Source organism: Pseudomonas sp. B13(2017) (assembly GCF_002113245.1).
Taxonomy (GTDB): domain Bacteria; phylum Pseudomonadota; class Gammaproteobacteria; order Pseudomonadales; family Pseudomonadaceae; genus Aquipseudomonas; species Aquipseudomonas putida_Z.
In genome coordinates this window covers 1-15,917 of sequence record NZ_NEJX01000039.1, presented here as the reverse complement: position 1 = coordinate 15,917, position 15,917 = coordinate 1, and the positions used below count along the sequence as shown (strand labels likewise).

Genomic DNA, 15,917 nt, shown 5'->3' with positions numbered 1-15,917 from the left:
AACTCAGCAGTGAAACGATGCATCGCCGATGGTAGTGTGGGGTTTCCCCATGTGAGAGTAGGTCATCGTCAAGATTCATTTCGCAAAACCCCTATCTGCGCATGCAGGTAGGGGTTTTGTCTTTCTGGCCCTAGAGCTCCCCAAGCCTCACCCAAATCCCCCGGCCTTGTGCGATCCCTGTAGGAGCGGCCTTGTGTCGCGATCGGGCGCGCAGCGGCCGCAATCCAGGCGCCGCGGTTTACCTGTGAGACCCGGGATACAGGCTTTACGGCCGCTTCGCGCCCGATCGCGACACAAGGCCGCTCCTACAAAGGTCGCGCAGGCCCGCTGTTATGTTGCCTCCCACAATTCGAGCCAGAACACTAGAATAGGCCCACGCACCTATTCAGAAGCGCTATATGCCCAATCCTGTCGAACCTGAAACCTTGGCTCAGTTGCCGCTGGACCAGCTTGTCGCCTGCCATGAATGCGACCTGCTGCTGCGCAAGCCCGTGCTCCAGCATGATGAGAAGGCCCAATGCCCGCGCTGCGGCTACGAGCTCTACGCCCATCGGCACAATGTGGTCAACCGCAGCCTGGCCTTGGTACTCACCGCCTTGCTGCTGTTTGTGCCTGCCAATTTCCTGCCGATCATGCAACTGCACCTGCTTGGCCAGACATCGGACGATACCGTCTGGAGCGGCGTGCTGGGCCTGTACAACTCGGAAATGCGCGGCGTGGCCGTGGTGGTGTTCTTGTGCAGCATGGCCATCCCTCTGGCAAAACTGCTCTGTCAGCTGGTCGTGCTCCTGAGCATCCGCCTGAACGTGGGGCGTAGTTTCGGCCTGCTGTTCTACCGCATCTATCACCACTTGCGTGACTGGGGCATGCTCGAGGTCTATTTCATGGGCGTGCTGGTGGCCATCGTCAAGCTGGTGGACCTGGCCGAACTGACTGTGGGCCTGGGGCTGTTCTGCTTCATCAGCCTGTTATTGATCCAGGTGTGGCTCGAGGTGGTGATGTCACCGCACCAGATCTGGAGTGCGCTATCAGGGGAGGACCTGCATGCGGGCGATTGATGCAGGCATTCTTGTCTGCAATGAGTGTCACGAGCTGAACCGGCAACAGCCAGACAGCACTTCACAAACCTGTACACGCTGCGGTGCCATCGTGCATGCCCGTCGGCCGAACAGCATCGCGCGCACCTGGGCGCTGCTGATTGCCGCGTCGATCCTGTACATCCCGGCCAACATGCTGCCGATCATGACCGTGAGCACCCTGGGCCAAGGCAGCCCCGACACGATCATGTCTGGCGTCATCACCTTGCTCAAGCATGGCATGGTGCCCATTGCTGCCGTGGTGTTCATTGCCAGTATCCTGGTGCCCACGTTCAAATTGGTGGGCATTGGCTTGCTGTTGTACTCCGTTCAGCGCCGGCAGCCACTTTCGGCACGGCAACGGATATTGATGTACCGCTTCATCGAATTCATTGGGCGCTGGTCCATGCTCGATATCTTTGTCATCGCCATCCTGGTGGCGGTGGTGAATTTCGGCCGAATAGCCAGTGTCGAAGCCAACCTGGGCGCTGTCGCCTTTGCAACTGTGGTGATCCTGACAATGCTTGCCGCTTTAACTTTCGATCCCCGACTGATTTGGGATAACACGGAGTCGGATGACGACCATGAGTGACCTGCCAACGGCTAAAACCCGCCCAGCCTCGAACTGGTCGGCCATCTGGATCCTGCCTTTGATCGCCTTGATGATCGGTGGCTGGCTTGCGTGGCAGGCTTACCGTGATGCCGGTGTGGAAATTGAGGTCCGCTTCGAGTCGGGCGAGGGTATCGTCGCCAACAAGACCGAGGTGATCTACAAGGGCATGCCGGTTGGCAAGGTCAAAAGCCTGGTGCTCGACGCCAAGGGTGAGAACCAGGGGGTGATCGCCACCATCGAGATGAACAAGGCTGCCGAGCCTCACCTGACCAAAGGTACGCGTTTCTGGCTGGTGAAGCCGAGCGTCAGCCTGGCGGGTATTTCCGGCCTTGAAACCCTGGTCTCAGGCAACTACATCGCCGTCAGCCCGGGGGAGGGGGAGCGCACCAAGCGTTTTACCGCCTTGAAGGTGGCGCCGCCGCTGTCGGACACCGAGCCGGGCCTGCACCTTACCCTCAAGGCCGAGCGGCTGGGGTCGCTCAACCGTGACAGCCCGGTGTTCTACAAGCAGATCCAGGTTGGCCGGGTCAAAAGCTACCGCCTGTCCGAGGACCAGAGCACCGTCGAGATCAAAGTCTTCATCGAGCCGGCCTATGCCAGCCTGGTGCGCAAGCACACGCGTTTCTGGAATGCCAGCGGCGTCAGCATCGATGCCTCGCTCTCGGGCGTGAAAGTGCGTAGCGAATCGCTGTCGAGCATTGTTGCTGGTGGTATCGCCTTTGCCACGCCGGAACACCGCAAGGACAGCCCACCTACCGACTCGAACCTGCCGTTCCGTCTGTATGAGGACTTCGATGCGGCCCAGGCCGGCATCCGGGTAAAGGTGAAATTGAGCGATTACGAGGGCCTGCAGGCGGGCCGTACACCGGTCATGTACAAGGGCATCCAGGTGGGCTCGCTCAAAGCCCTGACAATGGCAGACAACCTGGCCAGTGCATCGGCGGAGCTTACGCTGGACCCGTTGGCCGAGGATTATCTGGTCGAGGGCACGCAGTTCTGGGTGGTCAAACCATCGATTTCCCTGGCGGGTATCACCGGCCTGGAGGCGCTGGTCAAGGGTAATTACATCGCCATTCGCCCTGGTGAGAAGGGGGCGCGGCCAGAGCGTGAGTTCGAAGCCCGCGCCAAGGCGCCGCCGCTCGACCTCAAGGCACCAGGCCTGCACATGGTGCTGTTCGCCGACACCCTGGGTTCGCTGGAAGTCGGTAGCCCGGTCATGTACCGCCAGGTAAAGGTGGGTAGCGTGCAAAGCTACCAGTTCGCCCGCAACAGCAATCGCATCCTGATCGGTGTGCATATCGAGAAGGAATACGAAAAGCTGGTCAACGGTTCGTCGCGCTTCTGGAATGTCAGTGGCATCACCCTGACGGGCGGCCTGTCGGGCATCAAGATCAAGAGTGAATCACTGCAGACCCTGATGGCTGGTGGTATCGCGTTCGATACGCCACGGCCTGATGTGCCGCTCAAACGACACATCCCACGCTTCCGCCTGCATGACAGCCAGGAGGCGGTCAACCGCGCGGGTACGTTGATCACCATTCGTGTGGACCGTGCCGACGGCCTCAAGCCAGGCACGGCGATTCGCTTCCGCGGCCTGGATGTGGGTAGCGTCGAGAGCGTCGACCTGACCGATGACTTGCAGGCGGTGCTGCTACGGGCGCGCATTACCGAAGCGGCGGACCGTATCGCCCGCGTCGGTACGCAGTTCTGGGTGGTCAAGCCAGCCTTTGGCCTGGTGCGCACGCAGAACCTCGACACCCTGGTGGGCGGGCAGTACCTGGAAGTGCAGCCGGCTGCCAAGGACCGTGGCCCACAGCGCGATTTCATCGCCTTGGGCGACGCCCCGCAGGTGGCAGGGCCTGAAGTCGGCCTGCCGTTGACGCTGAGCGCTCCGCGCCGTGGCTCGATCAAGCCGGGCGTGCCGGTGACCTACCGTGAGGTTGCGGTGGGCAAGGTGACGGGCTTCGAGCTGGGCCAGAGCGCTGACCGCGTGTTGATCCATATCCTGATCGAACCGCGCTATGCGGCCCTGGTGCGCAGCGGTAGCCGCTTCTGGAACAGCAGCGGCTTCGGTTTCGACTGGGGGCTGGTCAAGGGGGTTACGGTGCGTACCGAGTCGGTGGAGACCATGATCGACGGCGGTATCGCCTTCGCCACGCCGGATGGCGAGCAGATGGGCAACCCGGCACGGCCGCAGCAGACGTTCGCCTTGTTCGACAAGGCCGAGGATGAATGGCTGCAGTGGGCGCCGAAGATTCAGATCGCCAAGTAACATATGGCAGGGCTACCAAACATGGCCCTGCTTTTTTGTGTGGGAGCGGCCTTGTGTCGCGAAAGGGGCGCGCAGCGGCCCCCTTATCTCAGCGCAGATGCTGAAATTGCCGGGGGCCGCTTTGCGACCCTTTCGCGACACAAGGCCGCTCCCACAGAAGGCCGCTCCCACCGAGGGGGCGCAAACACAAATCGCAGGCAACAAAAAACCGACCCTAGGGTCGGTTTTTCGACTAGCACGTCGCTTAGGCAGCTGCAGCTTCTTTCAGCGCCTTGATGTGGCCATTCAGACGGCCTTTGTGACGAGCAGCCTTGTTCTTGTGGATGATGCCCTTGTCGGCCATACGGTCGATTACAGGCACAGCCAGAACGTAAGCGGCTTGCGCTTTTTCGGCGTCTTTTGCGTCGATGGCCTTGACTACATTCTTGATGTAGGTGCGGACCATGGAACGCAGGCTGGCGTTGTGGCTGCGACGCTTCTCAGCCTGTTTTGCACGTTTCTTGGCGGAAGGTGTGTTGGCCACCGTCGAGCTCCTCGAAAGACTTTAGGTAAATAGCAAACAAAATAGGCCGCGAATCATGCCGATCAGTCGAACGGATGTCAAGGCCACCTGCAAGGTTCCGCCGAGCGGTGCGCCAACAAGAGGGAAATATTCCTTTCTGCTGCGCGACCTGTAAACTCGGGAATTTTTGGCTCCCCTGCGAAGGCGCGGGAGTATCGCACATTCGGACGCTGTCTGGCAGCGTCCTCTGCCCTTGGCGTGAATCTTTTCGATGAACCTGCTCAAATCCCTGGCTGCGGTAAGCTCGATCACCATGATTTCGCGGGTGCTGGGCTTTGTCCGCGACACCATCCTGGCGCGTGTTTTCGGTGCCGGCATCGCCACCGATGCCTTCTTCATCGCCTTCAAGCTGCCCAACCTGCTGCGGCGCATCTTCGCCGAGGGCGCGTTTTCTCAGGCCTTCGTGCCGATCCTGGCCGAATACAAGACTCAGCAAGGCGAGGAGGCGACCCGCACCTTCGTCGCCTATGTCAGTGGCCTGCTGACCCTGGTTCTGGCGCTGGTGACCGCCATCGGCATCCTGGCGGCACCGTGGGTGGTGTGGGCGACCGCACCAGGTTTTGTCGACAGCGCCGAGAAATACGAGCTGACCACTGCCCTGTTGCGGGTGACTTTTCCTTATATATTGCTGATCTCGCTGTCGTCCCTGGCCGGGGCGATCCTCAATACCTGGAACCGTTTCTCGGTACCGGCCTTTACCCCGACCCTGCTGAACGTGGCGATGATCGCCTTCGCCGTGCTGCTCACGCCGTATTTCGACCCGCCGATCATGGCCCTGGCCTGGGGCGTTCTGGCGGGCGGCCTGGCGCAGTTGCTGTACCAGCTGCCAGCGCTGAAGAAGATCGGCATGCTCGTGCTGCCACGCCTGAACCTGCGTGATGCCGGCGTGTGGCGGGTGCTCAAGCAGATGCTGCCGGCGATCCTCGGGGTGTCGGTGAGCCAGATCTCGCTGATCATCAACACCATCTTCGCCTCCTTCCTGGTGGCCGGTTCGGTGTCGTGGATGTACTACGCCGACCGCCTCATGGAGCTGCCTTCCGGCGTGCTGGGCGTGGCCCTGGGCACCATATTGCTGCCGACCCTGGCCAAGACCTACGCCAACAAGGACCGCGAGGAATACTCGCGGATCCTCGACTGGGGCCTGCGCCTGTGCTTCCTGCTGGTGCTGCCATGCACCCTGGCCCTGGCCATCCTCGCCGAGCCACTGACCGTGGCGCTGTTCCAGTACGGCAAGTTCACTGCCGTCGACGCAGCCATGACCCAGCGGGCGCTGATCGCCTATTCCGTGGGCTTGCTGGCGATCATTCTGGTCAAGGTACTGGCACCCGGCTTCTATGCGCAGCAGAATATCCGTACACCGGTGAAGATCGCGGTATTCACCCTGGTCTGCACCCAACTGTTCAACCTGGCCCTGATCGGCCCGCTCGCGCATGCCGGCCTGGCCCTGGCGATCAGCCTGGGGGCCTGCCTGAACGCCGGCCTGCTGTTCTGGAAGCTGCGCAGCCAGCAGCTGTTCCAGCCGCAGCCAGGCTGGGCGATGTTCCTGCTCAAGCTGGTGCTGGCGGTGGGGCTGATGTCGGCGGTGTTGCTGGCCGGCATGCATTACCTGCCGGCCTGGGAGCAGGGCAACATGCTCGAGCGCCTGGTGCGCCTGGGGGCTCTGGTACTGGCGGGCGTCGTGACCTATTTCGGCTGCCTGTACCTGTGCGGCTTCCGGCCTCGGCATTTCGCCCGCAAGGCCTTGCACTAAGGCATCGGGCGGGTCAGGCGTCGGTTTTTCGCATTCCACGCCGCCCTTGGGCGCTGCTGCCTGTCACCGGCGCCCGGGTGTGGTTATAATCGGCCACTTTATGAGCAAGAAGCGCGTTATGCAGCTGGTTCGAGGTCTTCACAACCTGCGCCCCGAGCACCGGGGCTGTGTCGCCACCATTGGCAACTTCGACGGGGTTCACCGCGGCCACCAGGCGATCCTGGCGCGCCTGCGCGAGCGCGGCCAGGCCTTGGGCCTGCCGACCTGCGTGGTGATCTTCGAACCGCAACCACGCGAGTACTTCGCCCCCGACACCGCGCCGGCCCGCCTGGCCCGCCTGCGCGACAAGATCGAGCTGCTGGCGGCCGAGGGTATCGACCGGGTGCTGTGCCTGGCATTCAACCAGCGCCTGAGCAAGCTCAGTGCCGATGCCTTCGTCAAGGCCATCCTGGTCGACGGCCTGGGTGTACGCCACCTCGAAGTGGGCGATGACTTCCGCTTCGGCTGCGACCGCGCCGGCGACTTCGCCTTCCTGGTCGAGGCCGGCAAGCAGTACGGCTTCACCGTCGAGGCTGCCAACACGGTGATCCAGGACGGCCTGCGGGTCAGCAGCACCGAAGTGCGCAAGGCCCTGTCCGAAGGCAACTTCGAGCTGGCCGAGCACCTGTTGGGCCGCCCGTACCGCATCAGCGGCCGCGTGTTGCATGGCCAGAAGCTGGCCCGCCAGCTCGGCACACCTACCGCCAACATCCAGCTCAAGCGCCGCCGCGTGCCGCTGTCCGGGGTCTACCTGGCCAGCATCGAAATCGACGGCAAGGCCTGGCCGGGTGTCGGCAATATCGGCGTGCGCCCCACCGTTGCCGGTGACGGGCGCCCGCACCTGGAGATTCATCTGCTGGACTATGCCGGCGACCTTTACGGCCGGCGCCTGACGGTGGAGTTCCACCACAAGCTGCGTGAAGAGCAGCGATTCGCCTCCCTGGAGGCGCTGAAGTCGGCGATCGATGCGGATATCGCCGCCGCACGTGCACATTGGCACGCTCAACCGTTAACGAAGAGCCTGAAATGACCGACTACAAAGCCACGCTTAACCTTCCGGACACCGCCTTCCCCATGAAGGCCGGCCTGCCTCAGCGCGAACCGCAGATCCTGCAGCGCTGGGACAGCATTGGCCTGTACCAGAAGCTGCGCGAAATTGGCAAGGATCGTCCCAAGTTCGTCCTGCACGACGGCCCGCCCTATGCCAACGGCAAGATTCACATCGGTCATGCGCTGAACAAGATCCTCAAGGACATGATCGTCCGTTCCAAGACCCTGTCCGGCTTCGATGCGCCGTATGTGCCGGGCTGGGACTGCCATGGCCTGCCGATCGAGCACAAGGTCGAGGTCACCCACGGCAAGCACCTGTCCGCCGACCGCACCCGCGAGCTGTGCCGCGAGTACGCCGCCGAGCAGATTGAAGGGCAGAAGACCGAGTTCATCCGCCTGGGCGTGCTGGGTGACTGGGACAACCCGTACAAGACCATGAACTTTGCCAACGAGGCCGGCGAAATCCGCGCCCTGGCCGAGATGGTCAAGCAAGGTTTCGTGTTCAAGGGCCTGAAGCCGGTGAACTGGTGCTTCGATTGCGGTTCGGCCCTGGCCGAGGCCGAAGTCGAGTACGCCGACAAGAAATCGCAGACCATCGACGTTGCCTTCCCGGTTGCCGACGAGGCCAAGCTGGCTGCTGCCTTCGGCCTGGCTTCGCTGGCCAAGCCGGCCGCCATCGTGATCTGGACCACCACCCCGTGGACCATCCCGGCCAACCAGGCGCTGAACATCCACCCGGAGTTCAAGTACGCCCTGGTCGACACCGGCGAGCGTCTGCTGGTACTGGCCGAAGAGCTGGTGGAGTCGTGCCTCAAACGCTACAGCCTGGAAGGCTCGGTCATCGCCACCGCCCAGGGTTCGGCGCTGGAACTGATCAACTTCCGCCACCCGTTCTACGACCGCCTGTCGCCAGTCTACCTGGCCGACTACGTCGAACTGGGCGCCGGTACCGGCGTGGTGCACTCCTCGCCAGCCTACGGTGAAGACGACTTCGTCACCTGCAAGCGCTACGGCATGGTCAACGACGACATCCTCACCCCGGTGCAGAGCAACGGCGTGTACGTCGACTCGCTGCCATTCTTCGGCGGCCAGTTCATCTGGAAGGCCAACCCGGCCATCGTCGAGAAGCTGAGCGAAGTCGGTGCGCTGATGCACACCGAAACCATCAGCCACAGCTACATGCACTGCTGGCGCCACAAGACCCCGCTGATCTACCGCGCCACCGCGCAGTGGTTCGTGGGTATGGACAAGCAGCCGACCACCGGCGAGCCGCTGCGTGAGCGTGCACTGAAAGCCATCGAGGACACCAAGTTCGTGCCGGCCTGGGGCCAGGCGCGCCTGCATTCGATGATCGCCAACCGCCCGGACTGGTGCATCTCGCGTCAGCGCAACTGGGGCGTGCCGATCCCGTTCTTCCTGCACAAGCAGACCGGCGAGCTGCACCCACGCACCGTCGAGCTGATGGAAGCAGTGGCCAAGCGCGTCGAACAGGAAGGCATCGAGGCCTGGTTCAAGCTGGACGCCGCCGAACTGCTGGGCGCTGAAGCCGAGCAGTACGACAAGATCACCGACACCCTGGACGTGTGGTTCGACTCGGGTACCACCCACTGGCACGTGCTGCGTGGCTCGCATGACATCGGCCACGCCACCGGCCCGCGTGCCGACCTGTACCTGGAAGGTTCCGACCAGCACCGCGGCTGGTTCCACTCGTCGTTGCTGACCGGTTGCGCCATCGACGGCCACGCGCCGTACCGCGAGCTGCTGACCCACGGCTTCACCGTGGACGAGAACGGCCGCAAGATGTCCAAGTCGCTGGGCAACACCATCGAGCCGGAGAAGGTCAACAACACCCTGGGTGCCGATATCCTGCGCCTGTGGGTTGCCGCTACCGACTATTCCGGTGAAATGGCCGTTTCCGAGCAGATCCTGCAACGCAGCGCCGACGCCTACCGCCGTATCCGCAACACTGCACGCTTCCTGCTCTCCAACCTGTCCGGCTTCGACCCGGCCCGCGACCTGCTGGCCCCGGAAGACATGCTGGCGCTGGACCGCTGGGCCGTAGACCGCACCCTGCTGCTGCAACGCGAGCTGGAAGAGCACTACAGCGAGTACCGTTTCTGGAACGTCTACTCCAAGGTGCACAACTTCTGCGTGCAGGAGCTGGGCGGCTTCTACCTCGACATCATCAAGGACCGCCAGTACACCACCGGCGCCAACAGTGTCGCCCGCCGTTCCTGCCAGACCGCGCTGTACCACATCAGCGAGGCGCTGGTGCGCTGGATCGCGCCGATCCTGGCGTTCACCGCCGACGAAATCTGGCAGTACCTGCCAGGCGAGCGCAACGAGTCGGTAATGCTCAACGGCTGGTATCAAGGCCTGAGCGAACTGCCGGAAGGCATCGAACTGGACCGCGCCTACTGGGACCGCGTGATGGCCGTCAAGGCATCGGTCAACAAGGAGCTGGAAAACCAGCGTACCGCCAAGGTCATCGGCGGCAACCTGCAGGCTGAAGTCACCCTGTACGCCGACGAAGGCCTGAGCGCCGACCTGGGCAAGCTGGGCGACGAACTGCGCTTCGTGCTGATCACCTCGGCTGCCAGCGTGGTGCCGTTCGTGCAGGCGTCAGCCGAAGCCGTGGCCACCGAAGTCGAAGGCCTCAAGCTGCAAGTGGTCAAGTCCGGCCACGCCAAGTGCGGCCGTTGCTGGCACTTCCGCGCTGACGTCGGCAGCCACCCGGAGCACCCGGAAATCTGCGGCCGTTGCGTCGACAACCTGAGCGGTTCCGGCGAGGTGCGCCACTATGCCTAACCCTGCAGCGGGGCGCTTCGGGCGCCTTGCATGGCTTTGGCTGAGCCTGGTGGTACTGGTCCTCGACCAGGCCACCAAGCTGTATTTCAACAATGCCCTGACCATGTACCAGCAGGTTGTCGTCATCCCTGACTACTTCAGCTGGACCCTGGCCTACAACACTGGCGCGGCTTTCAGCTTCCTGGCGGAAAGCTCCGGCTGGCAGCGCTGGCTGTTCGCCCTGATCGCCGTGGTGGTCAGTGCCGTGCTGGTGGTGTGGCTCAAGCGCCTGGGGCGCAACGAGACCTGGCTGGCCGTGGCGCTGGCGCTGGTGCTGGGTGGCGCGATCGGCAACCTGTACGACCGCGTCGTGCTCGGCCATGTGGTCGACTTCATCCTGGTGCACTGGCAGAACCGCCATTACTTCCCGGCCTTCAACCTGGCCGACAGCGCCATTACCGTTGGTGCGGTGATGCTGGCGCTGGATATGTTCAAGAGCAAGAAGTCCGAGGATCCGGTCCATGACTGACACCCGTATCGGCCAGAACACCGAAGTCACCCTGCACTTCGCGCTGCACCTGGAAAACGGCGACACCGTCGACAGCACGTTCGACAAAGCCCCGGCCACCTTCAAGGTTGGCGATGGCAACCTGCTGCCAGGTTTCGAGAACGCCCTGTTCGGCTTCAAGGGCGGTGACAAGCGCACCGTCGTGGTGGCCCCGGAGAACGCCTTCGGCCAGCCCAACCCGCAGAACGTACAAGTCATGCCGCGGTCCCAGTTCGAGGGCATGGAGTTGTCCGAAGGGCTGTTGATCATCTTCAACGACGCCGCCAACACCGAGCTGCCCGGTGTGGTCAAAGCGTTCGATGACGACCAGGTGACCATCGACTTCAATCACCCATTGGCTGGCAAGACCCTGACCTTCGAGGTGGAGATCCTCGAGGTGAAGGCCCTGTAAGCCTGGAGCCGAGCATGCAAATCAAACTCGCCAACCCTCGCGGCTTCTGCGCGGGGGTCGACCGGGCGATCGAGATCGTCAACCGCGCGCTGGAAGTCTTCGGCCCGCCGATCTATGTGCGTCACGAAGTGGTGCACAACAAGTTCGTGGTGGAAGACCTGCGCAACCGCGGCGCCATCTTCGTCGAAGAGCTGGACCAGGTACCGGACGATGTCATCGTCATCTTCAGTGCCCACGGTGTTTCCCAGGCCGTGCGCCAGGAAGCCGCTGGCCGTGGCCTGAAAGTGTTCGATGCCACCTGCCCGCTGGTGACCAAGGTGCACATCGAAGTGGCCAAGTACAGCCGCGACGGCCGTGAGTGCATCCTCATCGGCCACGAAGGGCACCCGGAAGTCGAAGGCACCATGGGCCAGTACGACGCCAGCAACGGTGGCGCCATCTACCTCGTCGAAGACGAGGAGGATGTTGCCAACCTGCAGGTGAAGGACCCGGACCACCTGGCGTTCGTCACCCAGACCACGCTGTCGATGGACGACACCAGCCGCGTCATCGACGCCCTGCGTGCGCGCTTCCCGAACATTGGCGGCCCGCGCAAGGACGACATCTGCTACGCCACCCAGAACCGCCAGGACGCGGTCAAGCAACTGGCGGACGAGTGCGACGTGGTACTGGTAGTCGGCAGCCCGAACAGCTCCAACTCCAACCGCCTGCGCGAGCTGGCCGAGCGCATGGGCACCCCGGCCTACCTGATCGACGGTGCCGAGGACCTGCAGCGTGGCTGGTTCGAGCAGACGGCGCGGGTCGGCATCACCGCCGGTGCTTCGGCCCCCGAAGTGCTGGTGCGTGGTGTGATCGAGCAGCTCAAGGCCTGGGGCGCCAGCGGTGCTGAAGAGCTGGATGGGCGGGAAGAGAACATCACCTTCTCCATGCCCAAGGAGTTGCGGGTTCGGTCGCTGATCTGACCGCAGTTTGCGCGATCCCCATGTAGCAGCGGCCTTGTGTCGCGAACGGGCTGCAAAGCAGCCCCAGGATTTCAGCGTTAGAGCTGATATTGCCGGGGCCGCTTTGCGGCCCGTTCGCGACACAAGGCCGCTCCTACATTGACCGCGCTGATCTGCTAGTGGTGTCTTTGCATCGGGATTTTTTGGGCTCTCCCATATCTACCCTGACCCTGCCAGTCGATGCCATCACCACTTGATACTGGCTAGTTGCGGTCAAGCGCTCGCAAATCTCCATCGTTGAACCTAACCAATTACTGGTTGCCCCAAGCGGAACCCCTTGCGCACTGAATTTCAGCTGCTCACCTCGATTGCTCGTGATCTTCAGCGGCCGTGAAAGACGCTGCTCACGCAGCACCTGATGGTTATGCTCCAGCATCACCCGCCAACCATTCCCCCAATTACCTTCCAACGCCTGCACCAGCACCGGCTGGCTTTGCAACATGGCATGGCTGCGCGCGCTGCGCAGCGCCTGCGCCAGGTCTCGTGCAGCTGCCGCCCTGTGTAGGTCGTCGCTCAATCTGGCGTAGGCCGGCATGCCGAGCTGTGTCAGCAATGCGGCCACCGCCAGGGCCGACAACATTTGTATCAGTGTTACACCTCGTTGCTTCACCGTGCATTCCTCCCTGGAAGTGCTTGGCTGTAGCTTCACGGTCGTTGGACCGGCGGTCCAGTCGCCCGGGTTCAATGCATTTGCAGGAAAAGTCGCAGGAGGTGCAGGGATGCACGCAAGACAACGGGGCATGACGCTTCTGGAAGTGTTGTTGGCGGTGGGTGTGGTGGCCGTGGGTATGTTCGCAGCGGCAGGCCTGCAACTGCAGGCATTGCAGGCTGCGGAGGACGCGCGCCGCGATGGGCAGGCGGCAATGGCGGCGCACAGTGAGCATGAAAGGGGGCGGCCATGAGCGGCGCCCAGCGTGGTTTCGGCTTGCTTGAGCTGATGCTGGCGCTGACCATCGGGTTGCTGCTGTTGGCGGTGGCCAGCCAGCTATTTACCTCGGCCCACCATACCTGGCGGCTGCAAAGCACGGCAGTACGCATGCAGGATGAAGCTCGCCTGGCATTGCTGCGAATGGCCCAGGATATCCGCATGACCGGGATGTTCGGCTGCTTGCGACTGCAGCCAAAGCACTTCGGCAGTACGAGCGCAGAGCACGCATTCGCCCGGCCGATGGAAGTCGAAGCATCCACCCTTAGCCTGGTCGTGGCGGAGTTACCTGGGCAATCCGGTGGGCCGCAGTGGTTCCTGCACACGAACTGTACGAGCGAAGTGTCTGTGGATGACGAGTTGAAGAAGGGCTACCCACAGGTTTACCCCATCAGCAGATATGTCTACCAACTCCGGGGCAATACGCTGAGATTCAAACGCAACAACAGCAACTTCCAGCCGCTGGTTGAAAATGTGCGGTCAATGCGTTTGCAGCGTGTGCAAATGGCACAGGGTGAGGGGGTGGATATTGCCCTGACGCTTTACGAACCCACGCTCGAACTTGAACAGCACCATGAACTGAGCGTCGCAATCCGCAACCCGGTGCCGGCCTCATGAGTCGTCAGCGTGGCATCGTCCTGTTGTTGGCCTTGGTCCTGAGCATGCTGCTGGGGCTGCTTGCGGCGTCGGCCCTGCGAGATGCGCTGGCGCAAACGCAGATGACCGGCTATCTGAGCGAAGGCCTGCTGGCGCTGGAGCAGGCCGAGGCCACGCTGCTGGCTGGGGCAGGCGAGCTCGAGCGTGCTCCCCCCGACCCTTGCGAGGCGTGCCCGCCACCCGCTCGACCGCATGACCTGAGCGGGCAGTGGCAGCGCACGCCAACCGGCTATTTCCATTTGCAGAATCTGGGTACCAGCGAACACGCGGCGCATATGCCGGAAGGGCAGCAGGTCACCCTGTACCGCGTCACCGCCGTCAGCCTGCAAACCCAGTCACGGCATGTGCTGGAAGCGGTCTATGCCATGGGCGAGGACACGACCCGGCGCATTGCCTGGCGCCAGAGATTGCGAGGAGACTGACATGCAGCAAGGCTTGAGCCTGATCGAGTTGTTGATTGTGTTGGCCGTGACCGGCATTCTGGCAGCCATTGCCTACCCCAGTTACAGCGACCAGCTACGGCGAGCCGCGCGCAGCGAAGTGGTTGGCCTGCTGCATGATGCCGCCCTGCGCCTGGAGCGCCACCGCGTACGCACTGGCCAATACGCCGAGGGCGACCCGGCCTTGCCCGACGGTACCCGCTATTACAGCCTGCAGGCCCAGCGCGACAGCGACACCTTCACGCTGCGCGCCCGGCGGCTGCCGAGCGGGCTGATGGCGCAGGACCGCTGTGGCGATTTCCAGCTCGACCAGGCCGGCGTGCAGCGCAATCCGGGTGCCGTCGAAGACAGCGTGCACTGCTGGGGAAGCTGAAGGTTGAATGATGCCCGGTGCATCGCGGATTTACTTCAGGTGTTGGATCGACAGATGAGCAAGCAAGTAGTGGTGGTCGGTGGCGGGGTGATCGGCCTGCTGACGGCATTCAACCTGGCGGCGAAGGTCGGGCAGGTGGTGGTGTGTGATCAGGGTGAAGTCGGCCGCGAGTCGTCCTGGGCCGGCGGTGGCATCGTTTCGCCGCTGTACCCGTGGCGCTACAGCCCGGCCGTGACCGCCTTGGCACACTGGTCACAAGACTTTTATCCACAGCTGGGCGAGCGCTTGTTCGCCAGCACCGGCGTCGACCCCGAAGTGCACACCACCGGCCTGTACTGGCTCGACCTGGACGACGAGGCCGAAGCGCTGGCCTGGGCCGAGCGTGAGCAGCGGCCGCTGAGTGCCGTGGATATCTCGGCGGCCTATGACGCGGTGCCGGTGCTGGGCCCGGGCTTCAAGCGTGCCATCTACATGGCCGGCGTGGCCAACGTGCGCAACCCTCGCCTGGTGAAGTCGCTCAAGGCGGCGTTGCTGGCGTTGCCCAACGTGACCTTGCGTGAGCACTGCCAGATTACCGGCTTCGCCGAGCAAGGCGGTCGCGTGACCGGTGTGCAGACGGCAGACGGCGTGCTGGCGGCGGATGAGGTGGTGCTCAGTGCCGGCGCCTGGAGTGGCGACCTGCTGCGTACGCTCGGCCTGGAATTGCCGGTGGAGCCGGTGAAGGGCCAGATGATTCTGTTCAAATGTGCCGAAGACTTCCTGCCGAGCATGGTGCTGGCCAAGGGGCGCTATGCGATCCCGCGGCGCGACGGGCATATTCTGGTGGGTAGCACGCTGGAGCATGCCGGGTACGACAAGACCCCGACCAAGGAGGCGTTGGAGAGCCTGAAGGCCTCGGCGGTGGAATTGTTGCCTGAGCTCGAGGGGGCCACGGTGGTGGCGCACTGGGCCGGGCTGCGGCCAGGGTCGCCGGAAGGTATTCCGTATATCGGGCCGGTGCCGGGGCATTCGGGGTTGTGGTTGAACTGCGGGCATTACCGCAACGGGCTGGTGCTGGCGCCGGCTTCGTGCCAGCTGTTTACCGACCTGTTGACTGGGGCAGAGCCGATCATTGACCCGGCGCCGTATGCGTCAGCCGGGCGGTTGAGCTGAGGTCGCCGGGGCCGCTTTGCGGCCCTTTCGCCGGCAAGCCAGCTCCCACAGGTCCACCTACAGCCTCGGGACCTGTGCTTTGCCTGTGGGAGCCGGCTTGCCGGCGATGAGGCCAGCAAGGCCAATAAATATTCCAGCCGGGCGGCCCAATAGAGTACTCAACCGGTAGGTTGAGCTGAGATTGCCGGGGCCGCTTTGCGGCCCTTTCGCCGGCAAGCCAGCTCCCACAGGTCCACCTACAGCCTCGGGACCTGTGCTTTG

16 protein-coding genes are annotated in these 15,917 nt (G+C 63.1%); 14 read left to right on the top strand and 2 right to left on the bottom strand.

Annotated features, from left to right (window positions below; all coding sequences use genetic code 11):
- Positions 1 to 398 precede the first annotated feature (398 nt).
- The 3 genes from CAG44_RS27110 to CAG44_RS27100 are packed head-to-tail and all read left to right on the top strand — an operon-like array spanning position 399 to position 3,961.
- Positions 399 to 1,058, top strand: coding sequence for a paraquat-inducible protein A (locus tag CAG44_RS27110; protein ID WP_025337591.1), 660 nt, complete (start codon positions 399 to 401; stop codon positions 1,056 to 1,058).
- A complete protein-coding gene (locus CAG44_RS27105; RefSeq protein ID WP_015268842.1) occupies positions 1,045 to 1,668 on the top strand; it encodes a paraquat-inducible protein A in 624 nt (207 codons plus the stop codon). Before CAG44_RS27110 ends, CAG44_RS27105 begins: the two co-directional genes overlap by 14 nt.
- Entirely contained in the window at positions 1,661 to 3,961 is a 2,301-nt protein-coding gene (locus CAG44_RS27100) for a PqiB family protein (RefSeq protein WP_025337592.1), read from the top strand. Before CAG44_RS27105 ends, CAG44_RS27100 begins: the two co-directional genes overlap by 8 nt.
- Positions 3,962 to 4,205: 244 nt before the next feature.
- On the opposite strand, the gene rpsT is transcribed toward CAG44_RS27100, so the two are convergent.
- A complete protein-coding gene (gene rpsT, locus CAG44_RS27095; protein WP_003247625.1) occupies positions 4,206 to 4,484 on the bottom strand; it encodes a 30S ribosomal protein S20 in 279 nt (92 codons plus the stop codon).
- Between the two features lie 250 nt (positions 4,485 to 4,734).
- On the opposite strand from rpsT, the gene murJ reads away from it, so the two are divergent.
- The 6 genes from murJ to ispH all read left to right on the top strand — a co-directional run bounded on the left by murJ (position 4,735) and on the right by ispH (position 12,070).
- Positions 4,735 to 6,273, top strand: a complete 1,539-nt coding sequence (gene murJ / locus CAG44_RS27090) for a murein biosynthesis integral membrane protein MurJ (RefSeq protein WP_085693471.1) — start codon at positions 4,735 to 4,737, stop codon at positions 6,271 to 6,273.
- A 118-nt stretch (positions 6,274 to 6,391) separates the two neighbouring features.
- A complete protein-coding gene (gene ribF / locus CAG44_RS27085) occupies positions 6,392 to 7,342 on the top strand; it encodes a bifunctional riboflavin kinase/FAD synthetase (RefSeq protein WP_025337594.1) in 951 nt (316 codons plus the stop codon).
- Entirely contained in the window at positions 7,339 to 10,170 is a 2,832-nt protein-coding gene (ileS, locus tag CAG44_RS27080; RefSeq protein ID WP_085693470.1) for an isoleucine--tRNA ligase, read from the top strand. Before ribF ends, ileS begins: the two co-directional genes overlap by 4 nt.
- Positions 10,163 to 10,678: a signal peptidase II gene (lspA, locus tag CAG44_RS27075; protein WP_025337596.1), complete on the top strand. Its 516-nt coding sequence runs from the start codon at positions 10,163 to 10,165 to the stop codon at positions 10,676 to 10,678. Before ileS ends, lspA begins: the two co-directional genes overlap by 8 nt.
- Entirely contained in the window at positions 10,671 to 11,108 is a 438-nt protein-coding gene (gene fkpB, locus CAG44_RS27070) for an FKBP-type peptidyl-prolyl cis-trans isomerase (RefSeq protein ID WP_003258215.1), read from the top strand. The genes lspA and fkpB overlap by 8 nt, the downstream gene beginning before the upstream one ends.
- Before the next feature lie 14 nt (positions 11,109 to 11,122).
- Positions 11,123 to 12,070, top strand: a complete 948-nt coding sequence (gene ispH, locus CAG44_RS27065; RefSeq protein ID WP_025337597.1) for a 4-hydroxy-3-methylbut-2-enyl diphosphate reductase — start codon at positions 11,123 to 11,125, stop codon at positions 12,068 to 12,070.
- A 133-nt stretch (positions 12,071 to 12,203) separates the two neighbouring features.
- On the opposite strand, the gene CAG44_RS27060 is transcribed toward ispH, so the two are convergent.
- Positions 12,204 to 12,719 (bottom strand): GspH/FimT family protein, encoded by a 516-nt coding sequence (locus CAG44_RS27060; RefSeq protein WP_085592502.1) that lies wholly within the window; start codon positions 12,717 to 12,719, stop codon positions 12,204 to 12,206.
- Positions 12,720 to 12,828: 109 nt separating this feature from the next.
- On the opposite strand from CAG44_RS27060, the gene CAG44_RS27055 reads away from it, so the two are divergent.
- From CAG44_RS27055 to thiO, 5 genes are read left to right on the top strand one after another with little or no spacing between them, the layout of a single operon-like run.
- Positions 12,829 to 13,011 carry a prepilin-type N-terminal cleavage/methylation domain-containing protein gene (locus CAG44_RS27055; RefSeq protein ID WP_085592504.1) on the top strand — a complete coding sequence of 61 codons (183 nt, stop codon included), beginning with the start codon at positions 12,829 to 12,831 and terminating at the stop codon, positions 13,009 to 13,011.
- The gene (locus tag CAG44_RS27050) at positions 13,008 to 13,652 is read left to right on the top strand and encodes a PilW family protein (protein ID WP_085693468.1); all 645 of its coding nucleotides are present in this window, start codon (positions 13,008 to 13,010) and stop codon (positions 13,650 to 13,652) included. The genes CAG44_RS27055 and CAG44_RS27050 overlap by 4 nt, the downstream gene beginning before the upstream one ends.
- Positions 13,649 to 14,113 (top strand): hypothetical protein, encoded by a 465-nt coding sequence (locus tag CAG44_RS27045; protein WP_085592508.1) that lies wholly within the window; start codon positions 13,649 to 13,651, stop codon positions 14,111 to 14,113. Before CAG44_RS27050 ends, CAG44_RS27045 begins: the two co-directional genes overlap by 4 nt.
- Before the next feature lies 1 nt (position 14,114).
- Positions 14,115 to 14,504 (top strand): type IV pilin protein, encoded by a 390-nt coding sequence (locus tag CAG44_RS27040; RefSeq protein WP_013970758.1) that lies wholly within the window; start codon positions 14,115 to 14,117, stop codon positions 14,502 to 14,504.
- A gap of 54 nt (positions 14,505 to 14,558) precedes the next feature.
- Positions 14,559 to 15,656 (top strand): glycine oxidase ThiO, encoded by a 1,098-nt coding sequence (gene thiO / locus CAG44_RS27035; RefSeq protein WP_085693466.1) that lies wholly within the window; start codon positions 14,559 to 14,561, stop codon positions 15,654 to 15,656.
- Positions 15,657 to 15,917 lie beyond the last annotated feature (261 nt).